The sequence below is a fragment of the Aurantimonas sp. DM33-3 genome (assembly GCF_014334315.1).
GTDB lineage: Bacteria > Pseudomonadota > Alphaproteobacteria > Rhizobiales > Rhizobiaceae > Aurantimonas > Aurantimonas coralicida.
In genome coordinates this window covers 1-16,369 of record NZ_JACSGS010000014.1, presented here as the reverse complement: position 1 = coordinate 16,369, position 16,369 = coordinate 1, and the positions used below count along the sequence as shown (strand labels likewise).

General features: G+C 67.3%; 15 protein-coding genes and 1 rRNA gene. 6 read left to right on the top strand and 10 right to left on the bottom strand.

The genetic code is table 11. The annotated features are described in order from the left end of the window. Nucleotides 1-5: 5 nt before the first annotated feature. The 4 genes from H9Q09_RS16960 to H9Q09_RS16945 form a co-directional block, all read right to left on the bottom strand. Nucleotides 6-719, bottom strand: a complete 714-nt coding sequence (locus H9Q09_RS16960) for a GntR family transcriptional regulator (protein ID WP_187392010.1) — start codon at nt 717-719, stop codon at nt 6-8. Nucleotides 720-790: 71 nt separating this feature from the next. Continuing rightward, entirely contained in the window at nt 791-2,344 is a 1,554-nt protein-coding gene (locus H9Q09_RS16955) for a tripartite tricarboxylate transporter permease (RefSeq protein ID WP_187392009.1), read from the bottom strand. Between the two features lie 11 nt (nt 2,345-2,355). After that, nucleotides 2,356-2,802, bottom strand: a complete 447-nt coding sequence (locus H9Q09_RS16950; RefSeq protein ID WP_187392008.1) for a tripartite tricarboxylate transporter TctB family protein — start codon at nt 2,800-2,802, stop codon at nt 2,356-2,358. A gap of 58 nt (nt 2,803-2,860) precedes the next feature. Next, entirely contained in the window at nt 2,861-3,838 is a 978-nt protein-coding gene (locus tag H9Q09_RS16945) for a tripartite tricarboxylate transporter substrate binding protein (RefSeq protein WP_228241227.1), read from the bottom strand. Between the two features lie 157 nt (nt 3,839-3,995). Between H9Q09_RS16945 and H9Q09_RS16940 the strand changes: the two genes are divergently transcribed. Genes H9Q09_RS16940 through H9Q09_RS16930 form a run of 3 tightly spaced genes read left to right on the top strand, consistent with a single transcriptional unit; the run spans nt 3,996 to nt 8,059 of the window. Further along, nucleotides 3,996-5,729 carry an IlvD/Edd family dehydratase gene (locus H9Q09_RS16940; protein WP_187392007.1) on the top strand — a complete coding sequence of 578 codons (1,734 nt, stop codon included), beginning with the start codon at nt 3,996-3,998 and terminating at the stop codon, nt 5,727-5,729. Next, on the top strand, nt 5,726-6,772 hold the full coding sequence (locus H9Q09_RS16935) for an Ldh family oxidoreductase (RefSeq protein ID WP_187392006.1): 1,047 nt from the start codon (nt 5,726-5,728) through the stop codon (nt 6,770-6,772). The genes H9Q09_RS16940 and H9Q09_RS16935 overlap by 4 nt, the downstream gene beginning before the upstream one ends. A 42-nt stretch (nt 6,773-6,814) precedes the next feature. Next, entirely contained in the window at nt 6,815-8,059 is a 1,245-nt protein-coding gene (locus H9Q09_RS16930; RefSeq protein WP_210315409.1) for an alpha-hydroxy acid oxidase, read from the top strand. Nucleotides 8,060-8,081: 22 nt separating this feature from the next. Here H9Q09_RS16930 and H9Q09_RS22700 read toward each other — a convergent pair whose 3' ends face one another. The 5 genes from H9Q09_RS22700 to H9Q09_RS16910 all read right to left on the bottom strand — a co-directional run bounded on the left by H9Q09_RS22700 (nt 8,082) and on the right by H9Q09_RS16910 (nt 12,504). Beyond that, nucleotides 8,082-8,216, bottom strand: coding sequence for a hypothetical protein (locus H9Q09_RS22700; protein WP_266102179.1), 135 nt, complete (start codon nt 8,214-8,216; stop codon nt 8,082-8,084). Nucleotides 8,217-8,407: 191 nt separating this feature from the next. Then, nucleotides 8,408-9,691 carry a TRAP transporter large permease gene (locus tag H9Q09_RS16925; protein WP_187392005.1) on the bottom strand — a complete coding sequence of 428 codons (1,284 nt, stop codon included), beginning with the start codon at nt 9,689-9,691 and terminating at the stop codon, nt 8,408-8,410. Then, complete coding sequence (locus tag H9Q09_RS16920; RefSeq protein WP_187392004.1) at nt 9,688-10,245, bottom strand: TRAP transporter small permease subunit; 558 nt, start codon at nt 10,243-10,245, stop codon at nt 9,688-9,690. The genes H9Q09_RS16925 and H9Q09_RS16920 overlap by 4 nt, the downstream gene beginning before the upstream one ends. A gap of 98 nt (nt 10,246-10,343) precedes the next feature. Next, a complete protein-coding gene (locus H9Q09_RS16915) occupies nt 10,344-11,324 on the bottom strand; it encodes a TRAP transporter substrate-binding protein (protein WP_024352347.1) in 981 nt (326 codons plus the stop codon). Nucleotides 11,325-11,424: 100 nt separating this feature from the next. Beyond that, nucleotides 11,425-12,504 (bottom strand): 4-hydroxythreonine-4-phosphate dehydrogenase PdxA, encoded by a 1,080-nt coding sequence (locus tag H9Q09_RS16910; protein ID WP_187392003.1) that lies wholly within the window; start codon nt 12,502-12,504, stop codon nt 11,425-11,427. Between the two features lie 120 nt (nt 12,505-12,624). On the opposite strand from H9Q09_RS16910, the gene H9Q09_RS16905 reads away from it, so the two are divergent. From H9Q09_RS16905 to H9Q09_RS16895, 3 genes are all read left to right on the top strand, one after another. Further along, the gene (locus H9Q09_RS16905) at nt 12,625-13,299 is read left to right on the top strand and encodes a GntR family transcriptional regulator (RefSeq protein ID WP_187392002.1); all 675 of its coding nucleotides are present in this window, start codon (nt 12,625-12,627) and stop codon (nt 13,297-13,299) included. A 260-nt stretch (nt 13,300-13,559) separates the two neighbouring features. Beyond that, a complete protein-coding gene (locus H9Q09_RS16900) occupies nt 13,560-14,813 on the top strand; it encodes an MFS transporter (protein WP_187392001.1) in 1,254 nt (417 codons plus the stop codon). A 94-nt stretch (nt 14,814-14,907) separates the two neighbouring features. Next, nucleotides 14,908-15,837, top strand: coding sequence for a hypothetical protein (locus tag H9Q09_RS16895; RefSeq protein WP_187392000.1), 930 nt, complete (start codon nt 14,908-14,910; stop codon nt 15,835-15,837). 426 nt (nt 15,838-16,263) lie between these two features. Here H9Q09_RS16895 and rrf read toward each other — a convergent pair. Beyond that, nucleotides 16,264-16,369 (bottom strand): 5S ribosomal RNA (gene rrf / locus H9Q09_RS16890); the annotation flags it as partial.

Here is a 16,369-nt window from a genome sequence, read left to right as displayed (position 1 = left end):
AGCGCTCAGGTGAAGCGCGTGCGGAACATCTCGATGTAATGGTTCTTCGCCGGTGCGAGATGCGCCCGGCACAGTGCGATCAGCTCGGCGCGGTTCTGCGAACGGATCGCCGCGATCATTTCCCGATGCGCATTGGCCGCCCACAGCAGATAGCCCCTGTCGTTGACGAAGATCGAGCGATAGGCATGCGACTTCTGGGCGAAGCTGTTGATCGCTTCGATCAGCGCCGCATTGCCGCAATGGGCAAACAGCGCCTGGTGGAATTCGATGTTGGAGCGGAACACGCCGCGCCGGTCTTCCGCCTCGATCGCCGCGGAGTGCCTGTCCTGGATCGCCTCGAGCTCGGCAATCGCCGCGTCGGACATCGGCAGTTCGATCAGCGATGCCGCATGGGATTCCAGCAGCTCGCGCACCGCGTTGATGTCCTCGACCTCGGCCTCGCTGTAAAGCCGCACGACCGCGCCGCGATTGCGGACCCGGTTGACCAGCCCGAGCCGCTCCAGCTCGATCAGCGCCTGGCGCACCACGTGGCGCTTGGCCTGGAACCGGCTGGAGATGTCTTCCTCGATCAGCCGTTCGCGCGGATGCAGGCGACCGAAGACGATGTCTTCCTCCAGCTGCCCGGCGATCTCCAGCGACGCCTCCTCGCCGCTCTGGCGGCCCGCGGCCGTCGTTGCATAGGTCTCGTCAGCATCGCCGGGTGCGGCCGTTCTGGACATGGATTGGCAACTCCTGCGATCGAACGGCCCCGCATAGCGCCGCCGGAAGGTTTGCTCAACTGACGATGGTGTCAGTCGCGGCTCCCCGCGACGTCCCCCTCCACCGAGGAAACGGTTCTCGCAGCCGCCGGCTTGCGGAACAGGCGGGCCAGCGATCCGAAGAAGGGCGTCGCCTGAAGGATCGACAGGAAGGCCACGGCCAGCAGGGTCGCCGAGATCGGGTTCTGCAGGAAGATCATCCAGTCGTTGCGCCCGATCAGCATCGATTGCTGCAGGGTCGTGTCGAGGATCGGTCCGAGAATCAGCCCGATCACCAGCGGCGGCGTCGGAATGCGGAACTGGTCGAAGACGAAGCCGACCATGCCGAAGGCGATCATCAGCCCGACGTCGAACACCGAATTGTTGATGGCGAAGGAGCCGATCACCGACAGGACGACGATGATCGGGCCGACGACGCGGTTGGGGATCCGGGTCACGGTGATGCAGGCGCGGGTGAACAGGAGGCCGACGACGAACAGCGCGATATTGGCGAACATTACCGCCCACAGCAGCGTGTAGGTCACGTCGCCATGCTCGGTCATCAGCGACGGTCCGGGCAGGATGCCGTGCACCATCAGCCCGCCCAGAAGCACTGCCGTGGAGGACGAGCCGGGAATGCCGAGCGAGATGGTCGGGATCAGCGCGCCGCCGACGACCGCGTTGTTGGCCGCTTCCGGTGCCACGACGCCGGCCGGATAGCCGGTGCCGAACTCCGCCTTGTGCCGCGAAAAGCGCTTGGCCTCGTTATAGGCGAACCAGGAGGCGGTATCGCCGCCCGTGCCCGGAATGAGGCCGACGAAGACGCCGATGAAGCCGGAGCGCACGCTGTTGGGCAGAAGCTTGAGGAACTCCGCGCCGGTCGGCAGCATCCGGTCGCGAATGCTGGAGACGCGCTCGTCCTGGTTGGAATTGCCCTGGACGATCAGACGGATCGCCTGGGGAATGGAAAACAGGCCGATCAGCGCGACGGTGAAATTGACGCCGCCGAAGAGGTCCAGCACCCCGAAGGTGAAGCGTGGCGTGCCGGTCGTCGGGTCCATGCCGACGGTGGCGATCAAAAGCCCGATCGCACCGGACATCAGGCCGAGAATCGCCGATCCCGGGGACAGCGAGCCGATGATGGTGATGCCCAAGACGGCGACCGCGAAGATCTCCACCGGGCCGAAATTCAGCACCACCCGGCCGAGCAGCGGCGCGACAGTGAGAAGCACGATTGAGGAGATGACACCGCCGATCAGCGATGCCGTCAGCGACAGTCCGAGCGCCTTGCCGGCGAGCCCCTTCTGCGCCATCGGATAGCCGTCGAGGACGGTGGCCGCCGCCGCCGGTGTGCCCGGCGTGCGCAGCAGGATCGCCGCGACGGAGCCGCCATACATCGCAGCCAGATACAGCGAGGCGAGCATGGCCAGCCCGGTTTCGGGCCGCATCGAATAGGTCAGCGGCAACAGGAGCGCGATGGCCATCGTCGCCGACAGGCCAGGCATCGCGCCGACGAACATGCCGATGAGGGCACCGGCGAAGATCGCCAGAAGATTGATCGGGTCGACCACATTGGCCAGGCCGATCCAGAGGAAGGATTCAGGCATGACGGGTCTCCTCAGACGGCCGGGTAGAGGGGGATCGACAGGTTCAGGAAGTAGACGAAGACGGCCCAGATGAACCCGGTCACCACGAGGGTGGTCAGAACGGTCGCGGTCCATCCGATCGGCCGCAGCACGGCCAGCGGGATCAGAAGAAACAAGGGCGTCGCGACGAGGTAGCCGACATGGTTGATGCTCCAGGCATAGAGCACGATCAGACCTGCGAAGCCGGCCCCGACGGCGATGTCGCGCCATGCGAAGGGCGGGACGAGCACCAGCGTGCCGGCCGCTTTCTCCCGGCGCCAGGCCAGAAGCGTCTGCGCGATCGCCGCGAGCGCCAGGATCAGGACGATCCAGCCCAGAAGGTTCGGCAGGCGGGCGGCTGTTCGGGGATAGGCGGCGGCCTCGCTCCAGAAGAAGAAGACGAGCGCGATGGCCGCGAGCGCAACCAGGATTCGACCCATGAAATGGTCTCCGGACGGAGTCTGTGGCGGGGGCGGCGGGTCGCCGCCCCCGAGGGTGTTACTTGGCCTGGACTTCGTCCTTGATGTCGGCCCAGATCTCCCGGTACTCGCCTTCCTGCTTCTTCAGGAACGCGGTGTAGTCGTCACCGCCGATGAAATCGATGTTCATCGCCGATGCCTTGGCCTTCTCGAGGAACTCCGGATTCTCGGTCACCCGGCGCAGCGCCTCCACGAACTGCGTGCGCGCCTCTTCCGGGAAACCGCCGGGGCCGCTGTAGCCGCGCGACGAACCGGCGACGAGATCGTAGCCGAGTTCCCTGGCCGTCGGCACGTCCGGCAGCTCCGGCAGGCGCTCTTCGGTGAACACGGCGAGGGCGCGCAGATTGCCTTCCTTCACCTGCGGATAGGCGACGCCGACATTGGTGAAGCTGGCGTCGATCTTGCCGCCCATCGCGGCCGTCCAGGACGGGCCGTCACCCTGGAACGGCACCTTCTGGAGCTGCACGCCGGCCGCCTTCTCGAACATCAGCGAGGTGAAGAAGTCGTCGCCGCCGACGCCGGAATTGCCGACGGTCACGGTGCTCGGATTGTCCTTCGCCGCCTTGACGAAATCCTCGAAGGTTTGGAACGGGCTGTCCTTGGCGACGACCGCGATGCCCGGATCGGTGACGACATTGGCCAGCGGCGTGATCTCGTCGACGGTGTAGGTGATCGACGGGTTCATGATGTAGTTCGTCGTCAGCATCGGGGTGTTGGTGATGCTGACCGTGGCGCCGTCCGGCTTGGTCTGCTTGGCGAGCTGCGTCCACGCGATCGCGCCGGTCGCGCCGGGGATGTACTGGTTGACGAAATTGACGCCGAGCTCTTCGGCGAGGAACGGCTGGACGAGCTGCGCCAGGGCGTCGGAACCGCCGCCGGCCTTGAAGCCCTGCATGACGTTGATCTCGTCGGATGCGGAGTATTTGGCGTCCTGCGCGAATGCAGGTGCGACGATGGCGGTGGTAACGGCGAGAGCCGCGACAATGGTCATTCTCATGGGTGGATCCTCCCTTTTGGATTGACGCACTCCTCCAAGCGCGTCGATGGACCTTATCGACACCTGTGCAGGTGTCAAACATATTGTTGACAATCCTGACAATCGTCTGTCAGGTCAACCCAGAGCAGCAGGCGTAAAAGGGTAAGGAGCGTATCGCATGTCGGAAGAGAACGGACGGGGGCTGAAGAAGGGACTGACGAGCTACGGCGATGCCGGTTTCTCGCTGTTCCTGCGCAAGGCCTTCATCAAGGGCATGGGCTATTCCGACGATGCGCTCGATCGTCCGATCGTCGGCATCGTCGACACGGCCAGCGGCTACAATGCCTGCCATGCCAACGTCCCGGACCTGATCGAGGCAGTGAAGCGCGGCGTCATGCTGGCCGGGGCCCTGCCGGTCCCCTTCCCGACCATCTCGATCCATGAATCCTTCTCCCATCCGACCTCGATGTATCTGCGCAATCTGATGGCGATGGATACCGAGGAGATGATCCGCGCCCAGCCGATGGATGCGGTCGTCCTGATCGGTGGCTGCGACAAGACCGTGCCGGCCCAGCTGATGGGCGCGGCGAGCGCGAAGGTCCCCGCGATCCAGCTCGTCACCGGGCCGATGCTGACCGGCAGCCATCGCGGCGAGAAGGTGGGCGCCTGCACCGATTGCCGCCGCTTCTGGGCCCGCCACCGCGCCGGCGAGGTCGATGCCGAGGAAATCTCCGACGTCAATTCGCAGCTCGTGCCGGGCGCCGGCACCTGCGGCGTGATGGGCACCGCCTCGACCATGGCCCTCGTCGTCGAGGCGCTCGGCATGATGGCGCCGGGCGGCGCGACGCCGCCGGCGGTCTCCGCCGACCGTCGCCGCATCGCCGAGACCACCGGCGCGCTGGCCGTGCAGATGGCCGCCAGCAACCTGACGCCCGACAAGATCATGACCGTGAGGGCCTTCGAGAACGCCCTGACGGTACTGCTCGCCACCGGCGGCTCGACCAATGGCATTGTGCATCTGGCCGCCATGGCCGGCCGCCTCGGCCTGACCCTCGATCTCGACGCCTTCGACCGCATCGGCCGCAAGGTGCCGGTACTGGTCGACCTGAAGCCGTCCGGCCAGCATTATATGCAGGACCTGCACGCGGCCGGCGGCCTGACGACCATCCTGCGCGAGCTGAAGGATCTCCTGCATCTCGACTGCCTGACGGTCACCGGGCGCACGCTCGGCGAGGAGATCGATGCCGCGCCCGCCGGCTTTGAGCAGGCGATCGTCGCGCCGGTCTCCGCACCGCTCTATCCGGAAGGCGGCATGGCCGTGGTCCGCGGCAATCTGGCGCCGGGCGGCGCCATCGTGAAACAGTCGGCCGCGACCCTAGCGCTGATGAGCCACACCGGCCGGGCCGTGGTGTTCTCCTCCATCGCCGACATGGCCGAGCGGGTCGACGATCCCGATCTCGACGTGACAGCCGAGGACATTCTCGTCCTGCAGAACGCCGGCCCGAAGGGCGCGCCGGGCATGCCGGAAGCCGGCTACATGCCGATCCCGCGCAAGCTCGCCGCCGCCGGCGTCAAGGACATGGTCCGCATTTCCGACGCCCGCATGAGCGGCACGGCGTCAGGCACCATCGTCCTGCACGTGACGCCGGAAAGCGCCGAGGGCGGCCCGCTCGGCCTGGTACGCACCGGCGACCGGATCACCCTCGACGTGCCGAACCGTGCGATCTCGCTGGATGTCAGCGAGGCCGAACTGGCCGAGCGGCGCAAGAGCTTCGTCGCCCCGGTCCACGCCGGGTCCGATCGCGGCTACAAGCGGCTGTTCCTGGAAACCGTGACCCAGGCCGACAAGGGCTGCGATTTCGACTTCCTCGTTCCGCCCGCCAGTGGCAGCGTGCCGGAAACCCGGGGATGAGCCAGCGCTACGATTATCGCGCGCTGATCGGCTACGCCCAGGACGCCCTTGCCGCCAGCGGACTGGACGCCGGTCACGCCACGATCGTCGCGGAGACCCTCGTCGAAGGCGATCTCCTCGGCCATTCCACCCACGGCCTTGCGCTGCTGCCGCGCTATCTCAGGGAGCTCGCGGCCGGGCACATGACCAAGGCGGGTGAGCCCACGATCGTTCGAGATCATGGCGCGTCCGCGGCCTGGGACGGCCATTATCTGCCGGGCCCGGTGCTGGTCCGCCGGGCGCTCGCCCTGTGTACGGACAGGGCCCGCGACACCGGCGTCGCCACCGTGGCGATCGGCCAGAGCCACCACGTCGCCTGCCTCGCCGCCTATCTGAAGGCGGTGACCGACGATGGGATGGCGGCGATCATCGCCTCGTCCTCGCCGGCCACCGCCTCGGTGGCGCCCTTCGGCGCCGTCGAGGGCATCTATTCGCCCAACCCGATCGCGGCGGGCTGGCCGACGGGCGGCGATCCGGTGCTGGTCGACATCTCCGCCTCGATCACCACCAACAGCCTCGTCGGCGAACGCGTCGAAGAAGGCCGCCGCCTGCCCGGTGCCTGGATGATCGGTCCCGACGGCACGGCCAGCGACGATCCGGGTCTCCTGACAGCCGAGCCCGCCGGCGCGCTGCTGCCGCTGGGTGGCACCGAATACGGCCACAAGGGTTTCGCCCTCGGCCTGATCGTCGAGATGCTGACGGCGGGGCTGGCCGGCCATGGCCGGGCCGACGCGCCCGACCAATGGGGCGCCTCGGTCTTCGTGATGGTCGTCGATCCGGAGCACCATGGCGGCCGCGCCGCCTTCGAGCGGCAGACCGGCTTCATGGCCGGGGCCGCACGGGGCGCGAAGGTACCCGACGGCGCCAGCGCCGTGCGTCTGCCGGGCGAACGCGCGCTACGCCTTCGCCGTCAGCAGATGGCGGAGGGGGTCGCCCTGTCGGATGAGCTTCTCGCCCGGCTGCGCAAGGCCCTGCCGGACCGCCCGCTGGACGCCAGCCGATAGGGCCGACCGAGACGAGACAGCGGGACCATCAGGGAGAACACGATGACGGATCAGACCGGCGGCCGGGTGGCTGCGGGCACCCCCACCGGCGTCGCCGAGGCGCGGCGCGAGGAACGGCTTCCGCGCAGACTTCGCAACATCTTCAATATCGGCGAGTTCGAGCCGGCGGCGCGCAAGCGGCTGCCGCGCGGCGTCTTCTCCTACATCTCCGGCTCGGTCGAGACCGGCGCCGCCTTCCGCGCGAACCGCAGCGACTTCGAGGACATCCGCCTCGTCCCGCGCATCCTCGCCGGCCTTGCGGTCCGCGACCAGAGCCGCACCCTGTTCGGCAAGACCTGGCAGCACCCTTTCGGCATCTCGCCCATGGGGCTCAGCGCCCTCACCGCCTATGACGGCGACATCGTCCTCACCCGCAGCGCCCATGAATGCGGCATTCCGGCCGTCCTCAGCGCCACCTCGCTGATCAGCCTCGAGCGGGTCGCGAAGGAAGGCCATGCGCGCTGGTTCCAGGCCTATCTGCCCGGCGACGACGCGCGGGTCACCGGCATGGTCGACCGCCTCACCGCCGCCGATTACGACACGCTGGTCATCACCGCCGACGTCCCTGTGGCCGGCAACCGCGAGGATTCCAAACGCGACCGTTTCGGCGCGCCGATGAAGCCCAGCCTCGATCTCGCCCTGCAGGGGGTGACCCGGCCGGGCTGGGTGATGGGCACCATGGCCCGCACTCTGATGAACCACGGCATGCCGCATTTCGAGAATGCCGATGTCGAGCGCGGCCCGGCGATCATCTCGAAGAACGTCGTGCGCTCCTTCGGCGGGCGCGGCACCTTCTCCTGGCGCCACGCGGCGATCGCGCGCGAACGCTGGAAGGGCAGACTGGTGATCAAGGGCGTGCTGTCGCCGCAGGATGCGCGCCGGGCCCGCGAACTGGGGGCGGACGGCATCATCGTCTCCAACCATGGTGGCAGGCAGCTCGATTATGCGGTGTCGGGAATTGCGGCGCTGCCGGCGGTAAAGGCCGCGGCCGGCGACATGGCCGTCATGCTCGACGGCGGCGTGCGGCGCGGCTCCGACGTTCTCAAGGCGATCGCGCTGGGCGCGGACTTCGTCTTTGTCGGGCGGCCGTTCCTGTTCGCGGCAGCGGTGGCGGGCTACGCCGGCGTCAAGCACGCCGTCTCGCTGCTCGCGGCCGAGATCGACCGCGACATGGCGATGATCGGGGCGCCGTCGCTCGATGCGATCACCCCGGACATCCTCGCCGAAAATGCACTGGCGCGCCGCTGAGGCTGCGCCAGGCGCTTCGGTCTCAGTCCATCAGATGCGGATAGCGGTTGCGGAACTCGGCCCGCATCCGGCGTGCTTCGCGCAGGCTGCCGGTGGCGCCGCGCAGATAGTCGATCATGCGGGAGTAGCTCTTGGGAGCGCGTGCGTCGATCGTCATGTCTCTTCCTCGCCGAGCGAATTGCTGTGCCATTGAATTATGCCGGCGCGGCCGTCCCGGTTAGGGCCTCTGGCGAATAGCTCCCATGCGGAAGCGGCAGGGAAGCGCGTATCCCGAGCAGGGTTGCGACAACGAAAAAGGGCCGGTCAGACCGGCCCTCTTCGTTGCATGTGGTGCGGGGCGGCGCCGCGCTATTTGTAGAAGAAATCCACCAGCGACAGCGAGACGGCCGGCACGTAGGTCACCAGGAGCAGGACCACCAGCAGGATCCCGATGAAGGGCAGGTTCGTCCGCGTCGTGCGCCAGATGTCGGTGCGGGCGATCGAGCAGGCTGTGACCAGCACGCTGGCGACCGGCGGGGTCTGCTGGCCGAGCGCGATGTTCAGCGTCAGCAGGATGCCGAACTGCACCGGGTCGATGCCGATCTGATGGACCAGCGGCATGAAGATCGGCACCGTCAGGATGATCGCCGCCGCCCCGTGCAGAACCATGCCGACGAACAGCAGGAAGACGTTGATGATCATCAGGACGAGGAACTTGTCCGTCGTCAGTGTGGTGATGCTCGCCGCCAGCCGCTGCGGCATCTCGGTCTCGGTCAGATAGAGGCCGAGCACCGCGGAACTGGCCACCAGCAGCATCACGACGGCGGTCTGGATCACCCCGTCGGTCAGCGCATGGTAGAACAGGCGGATGTCGATCTCGCGATAGACGAAGCCGCCGATCACCAGCGCCGCGATGACGGCGAGGCCCGCGCCCTCGGTGGCGGTAACGAAGCCGCCGAAGATGCCGCCGAGAATGATCACCGGCAGGATCAGCGCCCAGCCGGCGTCCTTCGCCGCCGTCCAGAGCCGGGCCAGGCTGAAGGCCTCTTCCCGCGGCAGGTCGTAGCGCACCGCGAAATAGTAGCACAGCGCCATCATGCCGAAGCCGCCGAGCAGGCCCGGCACGATGCCGGCCACGAAGAGCTGCACGATCGAGGTGTCGGACAGGGCGCCGTAGAGGATCATCGGGATCGACGGCGGAATGATGATCGCCAGCGATGCCGAGGACGAGGTGACCGCCGCGGCCATGCGGGGCGAATAGCCCTTCTTCTTCATCGCCGGGATCAGCACCGAACCGATCGCCGCGACGTCGGCGACGGCCGAGCCGGAGATCTCGGCGAAGAACAGCGACACGCCGACATTCACCATGGCGAGGCCGCCGCGCATGAAGCCGATCAGCGCCGAGACGAAATTGATCAGCCGGCGCGAGATGCCGCCGGTGTTCATCAGCGCACCGGCGAGGATGAACAGCGGAATGGCGATCAGCGGGAAGCTCGTGGCCCCGTCGAACACCGACAGCGCGGCGTTCAGGAAGCCGAGATGGCCGTTCAGGATGTAGACGCCAACCAGCGCGCTGGCGAGGATCGCGACGGCGATCGGCAGGCCGATGGCGATCATCACGAACAGGGACAGAAGGATCAACGCCTCGGTCATTTGGATTCTCCAGCGCGCGAAGCTTCGAGCTCGGCCTGGGCGCGAGCGATTTCGGCGGCGATCTCACGCTCCTCGGGGTCGAGCCCGATCCTGGCGTCCTCGTAGCGTTCGGGCAGCGTCAGGAGACGCGCCAGGATCACCAGGCCCGCACTCACCGGCAGGATGCTCTGCACGAAGCTGCGGGAAACGAAGCGCACCGAGATCAGCGTCTCGTTGCCGAAGATGTCGAGAATGGCCCAGCCGGCCCAGCCGATGACGGCGAAGGTCGCCAGGAAGATCAGTTCCACGCCGGAGAACAGCAGCAGGCGGCCTTTGGGCGGCAGGGAATAGAGCAGGCCGCTGAAGCTCAGATGCGCATTGCGCATGGTTGCGAGGGCGGCGCCCGAAAAGGTGATCCAGGCGAGGAGCACCGAGGCGACCTCGTCGTACCAGATCAGCGAATTGCCGGAATAGCGGTAGCCGACGCCGAGCAGCACCACGAGGGCGAGGACGACGAGCAGGAAGATCGTCACGGCCTGAAGTGAGACGTCAAGCCAGCGGGCGAGCCGGGACATGGGTGGGTTCCCCCGATGAAGAGTTCTTGTGGGCAGGGCCCGGACCGGTCGGCGGGGAGAGGCATCGCCCCTCCCCGCCGGTCATGGATCGCGATCGATCAGTCGGCGAGCGACATCGCCTTGTCGATCATCTCCTGCCCGCCATCGACTTCGGCGGCGAACTTTTCATAGAGCGGCTTGGAGGCGTCGACGAAGGCCTGGCGATCCGCCTGGTTGACCTTCATGCCGGACTCCTCGAGCTCCTTCAGCAGCTTGTCGTCATCGGCCGCGCCCTGCTCGCGGGCCCACAGTGCCACTTCCTCGGCGGTGGTCTTCAGGACCTCCTGGATCTCCGGGTCGAGCTTCTCGAAGGCGGTGACGCCGACGGTCGGATAGGCCGGCGAATAGACGTGGCCGGACATCGACAGATATTCCTGCACCTCGTTCAGCTTGCCTGCCGAGATGTTGGTCAGCGGGTTCTCCTGGCCGTCGATGACGCCGGTCTGCAGCGCGACGAAGACTTCCGAGAAGGACATCGGCGTCGGGTTGGCGCCGTAGGTCTTGAACATCTCGACGCGCCAGGACGAATTCGGCGTGCGGATCTTCAGGCCTTCCAGGTCGGCCGGGGTGTTGATCGGCCGCTCGTTGTTGGTGATCTGGCGGAAGCCGTTCTCCCAGATGGCGAGCGGGCGATAGCCCTGCTCCTCGGCGGCCGGCACCAGCACGTCGCGGAACAGCGTCTCGTCGATGCGCGCCAGGTGATCGCGATCCTTCACCATGAAGGGCAGGTCGAACAGCGCGTATTCGGCGGCGATCTCCGGCATGGTCGAAGACGGCAGGGTCATGTGCATGGTGCCCAGCTTGATCTTCTGGAGCATGTCCTTGTCCTTGCCGAGCTGCGAGGAGTCGAACACCTTCACCACGGCGGTGTCGCCGAGCTTCTCGTTGGCGCGGCGCGCGAACTCGCTGGCGGTGCGCTCCTGCAGCGAACCGTTGGCGGCGCTCAGGCCGAAGATGATTTCTTCCTGCGCCTGGGCAAAGCCGCTGGCGGCCAGAAGTGCGGCGGCGGCAACGGCCGATTTCAGCGTGAAGTGGATCATGTGGGTCCTCCCGTCAGATCGTTGGGGTTGGGTCGTGGCTGGTGTCTGCGCGACGCGACCTTGGCGGTCGTCTTGGATGTATTGGAGGGGCACTCGCCCCTCAGGCGGCCCGGGGTCCCTGCAGCCCCTTGGCGAACAGTGCCGACAACGGCGTTTCCGGCGCCGGCAGGATGTCCCCCTCGGCAGCCTTGCGGGCCGCGAGCATCAGGCCGAGTTCGATTGCCTTCTGCCCGGCGCCCGGATTGGCGATGCCCTGTCCGGCGATGTCGAAGGCCGTCCCGTGGGCCGGCGTGACGATCGGGAACGGATAGCCGGCAATCAGCGTGACGCCGCGATCGAAGCCGATCAGCTTCATCGCGATCTGGCCCTGGTCGTGGAACATGGTCAGGACGGCGTCGAACTCGCCCTTCATGGCGCGCACGAAGACCGTGTCGGACGGCACCGGACCGGTGACGGCCATCTGGTGGGCCTGGGCGCGCTGCACCGCCGGCAGGATGATCGCGTCGTCCTCGGTGCCGAAATTGCCGCCGTCGCCGGCATGCGGGTTGAGCGCGGCGACGCCGATGCGCGGCCGCTCGTAGCCGGCGCCCTGCATTGTCTCGATGGTCAGCCGCAGGCTCTCGAAGACGCGGTCCTCGGTGATCGACTCGGCGACCTTCGACAGCGGGATATGCGAGGTGCAGCGGGCGTTCCAGACCTCGTCGAGGACGTTGAACTCGCTGCCGTTCTTGGTGACCTCGATGGTCCGGTTCACGAAGCCGATCTCGTCGACATAGTCGCTTTCCGACAGGCGCATCGAGTGCTTGTTGAAGGGCGTGAAGAACACCGCGTCGGCATAGCCGTTCTTGGCCGCCAGCAGCGCGCAGCGGAAATTCGCCAGCGCCGAGGCGCCGCCCTCCGGGCTCGAGGCGCCCAGCGTGATCGCCGCCGGATCGCAGTTCTTAAGATCGACGAAGCAGCTGCGCTGAGGCCGTTCGCTGCCGAGTTCCTCGGCCGTCACATTCGGCAGATCCAGCGTGACGCCGGCATGGGCGGCGCCCATGTCGAGCACCCGGCGGTCGCCGATGACCAGGAGGGTCGCCGTCTGCGCCACGGGATCGGCGAGAAGCCGCGCGGCCAGCTCCGGGCTGATTCCGGCCGGATCACCAATGGCAAAGGCCAGGACTTGGGACTGGGGCATGCTGTTTCCTCACCGGTTCCGCATATCGCATTTTGCATACGATATTTTTCTTTGCCCCCACAAGCCCCCTTTTTGCTATAATCTCCGCGACGACCCGAGCGACGCAGGAAGGTGAACCACATGGATGCGGCAGAGACGGCGACGCTGGACGCGCCCCTGATCCAGCGGCAGACCCTGCACGAGCAGGTCGCCGGGCGGATCCGCGACATGATCATCGAGGGGCATCTCGCGCCGGATTCGCGAATCAACGAGGCAGCCCTCGTCCAGAGCCTCGGCGTTTCGCGCACACCCCTGCGTGAAGCGCTGCGCACCCTGGCCGGCGAGGGGCTGATCGACATCCGCCCGTCGCGCGGCAGCGTCGTGCGGCGCCTGTCGCCCGAGGACGTCGCCTCGATGCTGGAGGTGCTGGCCGAGCTCGAGAAGCTGGCGGGCCGCCTGTGCTGCGAACGCGCCACCGACGACGAGCTCGCCGAATTGCTGGCCGTGCACGACGCCATGATCGGCTATTACGAGAAGCGCGAGCGCCTGCCCTATTACAAGATGAACCAGGCGATCCATTCCGGCATCGCCCGGCTGTCCCGCAACAACATGCTCATCGACGTGCAGGGCACCATCCAGGGCCGGCTGAAGCGCATCCGCTTCCTCGGCAACCAGGGGCCGGAGGCCTGGGCCAAGGCGGTCGCCGAGCACGAGGAGATGGCCGTGGCCCTGCGGACCCGCGACGGCGAGCGGCTCGGCGAGGTCCTCGCCCGGCATCTGCAGAAGACCTGGGACCGTGTGAAAACCGTCGTCTAGCGACGAGGCGACATCGATCTCGGGGCTGGGTGCCTGCGAACAATTGGGCCGCGCAGATCCGCAAGGAAACTGTCCCTACGCCCCGGCTCATCCATCACCAAGCGGCGCGGAAGTTAACGCGTCCGACACGGCAACCCGCCGGCCATTGTCGCGGACCCTGCCAGACTAGTAAGGTCGCATGATCTTGGCGCCCGTCTTGCCGGGCTCCCGCAACCGGATCGCCGACAGCGTCCGGGTTCGACAGAGGCAGCATCCACCCCATGACGACAGACGCGTCCGTTTCCGATCGGCCCGGCGAGGCCGTGAGCCTGCCATGGCTGCTGGCCGAGACCACCATCATCCAGGCGCTCGGCACCGCCGCGGTGCTGACCGTGCCGGCCCTTGCCCCCGCCGTCGCGCTCACCCTCGGCGTGCCGTCGAGCTTTGTCGGCTATCAGGTCGGGCTGGTCTATCTGGCCGCGATGCTGTCCTCGCTGGTCGGCGGCGCGGTTGTGTCGCGCTGGGGCCCCTGCCGCACCGGCCAGACCGCGATGGCGCTGACGGCCGCCGGCTGCCTTCTCGCCAGCATTCCCCATCTGGCCGGCATGATCGCCGGATCGCTGGCCATCGGCCTCTCCTACGGGCTGATCAACCCGTCCGCCTCAGATCTCCTGCAGCGCCATTCGCCGGCGCATCGGCGCAATCTCTTCTTCTCCATCAAGCAGACCGGCGTCCCGATCGGCGGCATCATGGCCGGGCTCATCGGCGCGCCGATGGCCGTGGCGTTCGGATGGGGGGCGGTGCTGTGGGCCGTGGCCGCGACCTGCATCGTGCTGATGCTGGCCCTTGAACGCGGCCGCGCCCGTCTCGATGCCCATGCGAACCCGGCAACCCGGCTGCTGCGCTCGGCCGGCCTCGGCCTCACGACCATCCGCTCCGACCGCTCGCTGCTCATGCTGGCGGCGGCCTCCTTCTGCTTTTCCGCCATCCAGCTCTGCCTCGTCGCCTTCCTCGTCGTACTGCTGGTGGAGGAATTGCACATGGGCCTCGTCGAAGCCGGCATGGTCCTGGCCGCCGTTCAGGTGATGGGCGCCGTCGGCCGTCTGCTCTGGGGCCATGTTGCCGATCGCATCCACAGCGGTCTTGCCGTCCTCACCGGCCTCGCCGCGCTGATGGCCGTGGTCTCGACCACGATCCTCTTCGTCTCGCCGCAATGGCCGCTCGCCGCGGTGATCGCAGCCTTCATGCTGCTCGGCCTCACTGGCGTCGGCTGGAACGGCGTCTATCTTTCCGAAGTCGCGCGCCTCAGCCCCCTGCGCGCCGTCGGCTCGGTCACCGGCACCGCCATGTTCGTCACCTTCGCCGGCGTGCTGGTGGGGCCGACCCTGTTCTCGTCGGTGCACAACCATGTCGGCAGCTATATCGGCAGTTACGGCGTTCTCACCGGCCTGGCCGTCATCGGCGGCTGTCTGGCCGCCGCCACTTGGCGGCGCGATCGCCGCAAGACAGGCGCCGCAGATCCCAGCCCGGCGTGAACCGCAGGCTCAGACTTTCCGTCGTAGGCGGCGGAATAGTGACAGGCGCATGTCCCCATCTGGACGGCCGGAGCAGAAAGGCGCCTGACACGCCATGACACGGCTTCTGACGATCATCGCCCGCAATGGCCGCTGGATGCTGGTGGCCGGCCTTGTCGGCGGCGTCCTGTTTCCCGGCCTTGCCTCGCTCATGCGGGCCGGCCTGTTTCCGCTGATCGCCGCGATCCTCTTCGTCTCGGTCCTGCGGGTGGACCCCGCGCAGATCGCACGGTCCCTCACTCATATGCGCCGCGACGTGCCGCTGGTCCTCTTCCTGCAGCTCGCGCTGCCCCTCGCCGTCGCCGCGATCCTTTACCTCGGCGGTATCAGCGGACCGCTCGCCAGCGTCGTCATTCTCACCCTGGCCGCCGCGCCGATCACCGGCGGCGCGGGCCTCGCCGCGCTCACCGGCCTCGACGGCATGACGGCGCTGCGACTGCTGGTCTGGGGCACCATCCTCTTGCCGCTCACCTCGATGCTGCCCCTGCAGATCGTCTTTCCGGGCGCGGCGATCTCGCCGCTGGAGCCCGCACTGCGCCTTCTCGGCGTCATTGCGCTGGCCGGCGGCCTGGCGGTCGTCGTGCGGCGGATCTGGCACCCCGCCCCCCAATCGGACGCCATCGTCACGCTCGATGCCGTCAGCGCACTTCTGCTCGCGGCCCTGGTCTTGGGCCTGATGGACGCGATCCAGCCGATGCTGCTGCGTGATCCGCTGCAGGTCGCCGGCATGCTCGCGGCCGCTTTCGCGCTGAATTTCGGGCTGCAGATCGTAGCCAACACCGCCATGCGCCGTGCCGGCAGCGATCCGGCGATCGGCGGCGCCGTCGCGCTGATGGCCGGCAACCGCAATCTGGCGCTGTTCCTGGTCGCCCTGCCGCCCGCATCCCTGGAAGCCATGATGGTCTTCGTCGGCTGCTACCAGATCCCGATGTTTCTGACCCCGCTCCTCATGCGCGGCTATTACAGTCGGGTGGGCAGGCGCTGAGCGCAGAACGGAGCGTGCTGAGGGTGTAGAAAACGTCCGTAGCGGACACACCGGGCCAACCTCCGCGGCTCGCCCTCTTGATCGTGCAGCTGCATCCTCGAACTCGCCGCGGTGTCAGCCGCCCTAAACGCGCAGCGTTCGCCGGTGAGACCGTAGGTGCGAAGAAAAGCCGTCAACTGATGCGGAGCGCCTATAGCTGCTACTGTCCGGTCGCGCAGGGCCGTCATCGACAATCGCACGACGGCACCGAATACGAGGAGGCATCGGGGTTACCCCATCTCAAGCCACCGGACGCCCTCGGGGTCCCGCATGAGATCAGATGCCTGAAACACACCGCCAGAACGCAAAAAGCCCCTCGGCTGTGGAGCGCGAGGGGCTTTGTGTGGTGTGAAGAAGAGGTCTCTTGTTTCAACTTGCGATTTGCAGACCTGGCGGCGACCGACTTTCCCGCGTCTTGAGACGAAGTATCATGGGCGCTGGGGCGTTTCACGGCCGAGTTCGGAATGGGATCGGGTGCGGCCGCCCCGCTAGA

Coding starts and splice junctions, on each gene's coding strand:
- H9Q09_RS16900 (WP_187392001.1), top strand. CDS start 13,560: ATGACGACAGACGCGTCCGTTTCCGATCGGCCCGGCGAGGCCGTGAGC.
- H9Q09_RS16915 (WP_024352347.1), bottom strand. CDS start 11,324: ATGATCCACTTCACGCTGAAATCGGCCGTTGCCGCCGCCGCACTTCTG.
- H9Q09_RS16950 (WP_187392008.1), bottom strand. CDS start 2,802: ATGGGTCGAATCCTGGTTGCGCTCGCGGCCATCGCGCTCGTCTTCTTC.
- H9Q09_RS16940 (WP_187392007.1), top strand. CDS start 3,996: ATGTCGGAAGAGAACGGACGGGGGCTGAAGAAGGGACTGACGAGCTAC.
- H9Q09_RS16960 (WP_187392010.1), bottom strand. CDS start 719: ATGTCCAGAACGGCCGCACCCGGCGATGCTGACGAGACCTATGCAACG.
- H9Q09_RS16945 (WP_228241227.1), bottom strand. CDS start 3,838: ATGAGAATGACCATTGTCGCGGCTCTCGCCGTTACCACCGCCATCGTC.
- H9Q09_RS16955 (WP_187392009.1), bottom strand. CDS start 2,344: ATGCCTGAATCCTTCCTCTGGATCGGCCTGGCCAATGTGGTCGACCCG.
- H9Q09_RS16925 (WP_187392005.1), bottom strand. CDS start 9,691: ATGACCGAGGCGTTGATCCTTCTGTCCCTGTTCGTGATGATCGCCATC.
- H9Q09_RS16910 (WP_187392003.1), bottom strand. CDS start 12,504: ATGCCCCAGTCCCAAGTCCTGGCCTTTGCCATTGGTGATCCGGCCGGA.
- H9Q09_RS16935 (WP_187392006.1), top strand. CDS start 5,726: ATGAGCCAGCGCTACGATTATCGCGCGCTGATCGGCTACGCCCAGGAC.
- H9Q09_RS16920 (WP_187392004.1), bottom strand. CDS start 10,245: ATGTCCCGGCTCGCCCGCTGGCTTGACGTCTCACTTCAGGCCGTGACG.
- H9Q09_RS16930 (WP_210315409.1), top strand. CDS start 6,815: ATGACGGATCAGACCGGCGGCCGGGTGGCTGCGGGCACCCCCACCGGC.
- H9Q09_RS16905 (WP_187392002.1), top strand. CDS start 12,625: ATGGATGCGGCAGAGACGGCGACGCTGGACGCGCCCCTGATCCAGCGG.
- H9Q09_RS16895 (WP_187392000.1), top strand. CDS start 14,908: ATGACACGGCTTCTGACGATCATCGCCCGCAATGGCCGCTGGATGCTG.
- H9Q09_RS22700 (WP_266102179.1), bottom strand. CDS start 8,216: ATGACGATCGACGCACGCGCTCCCAAGAGCTACTCCCGCATGATCGAC.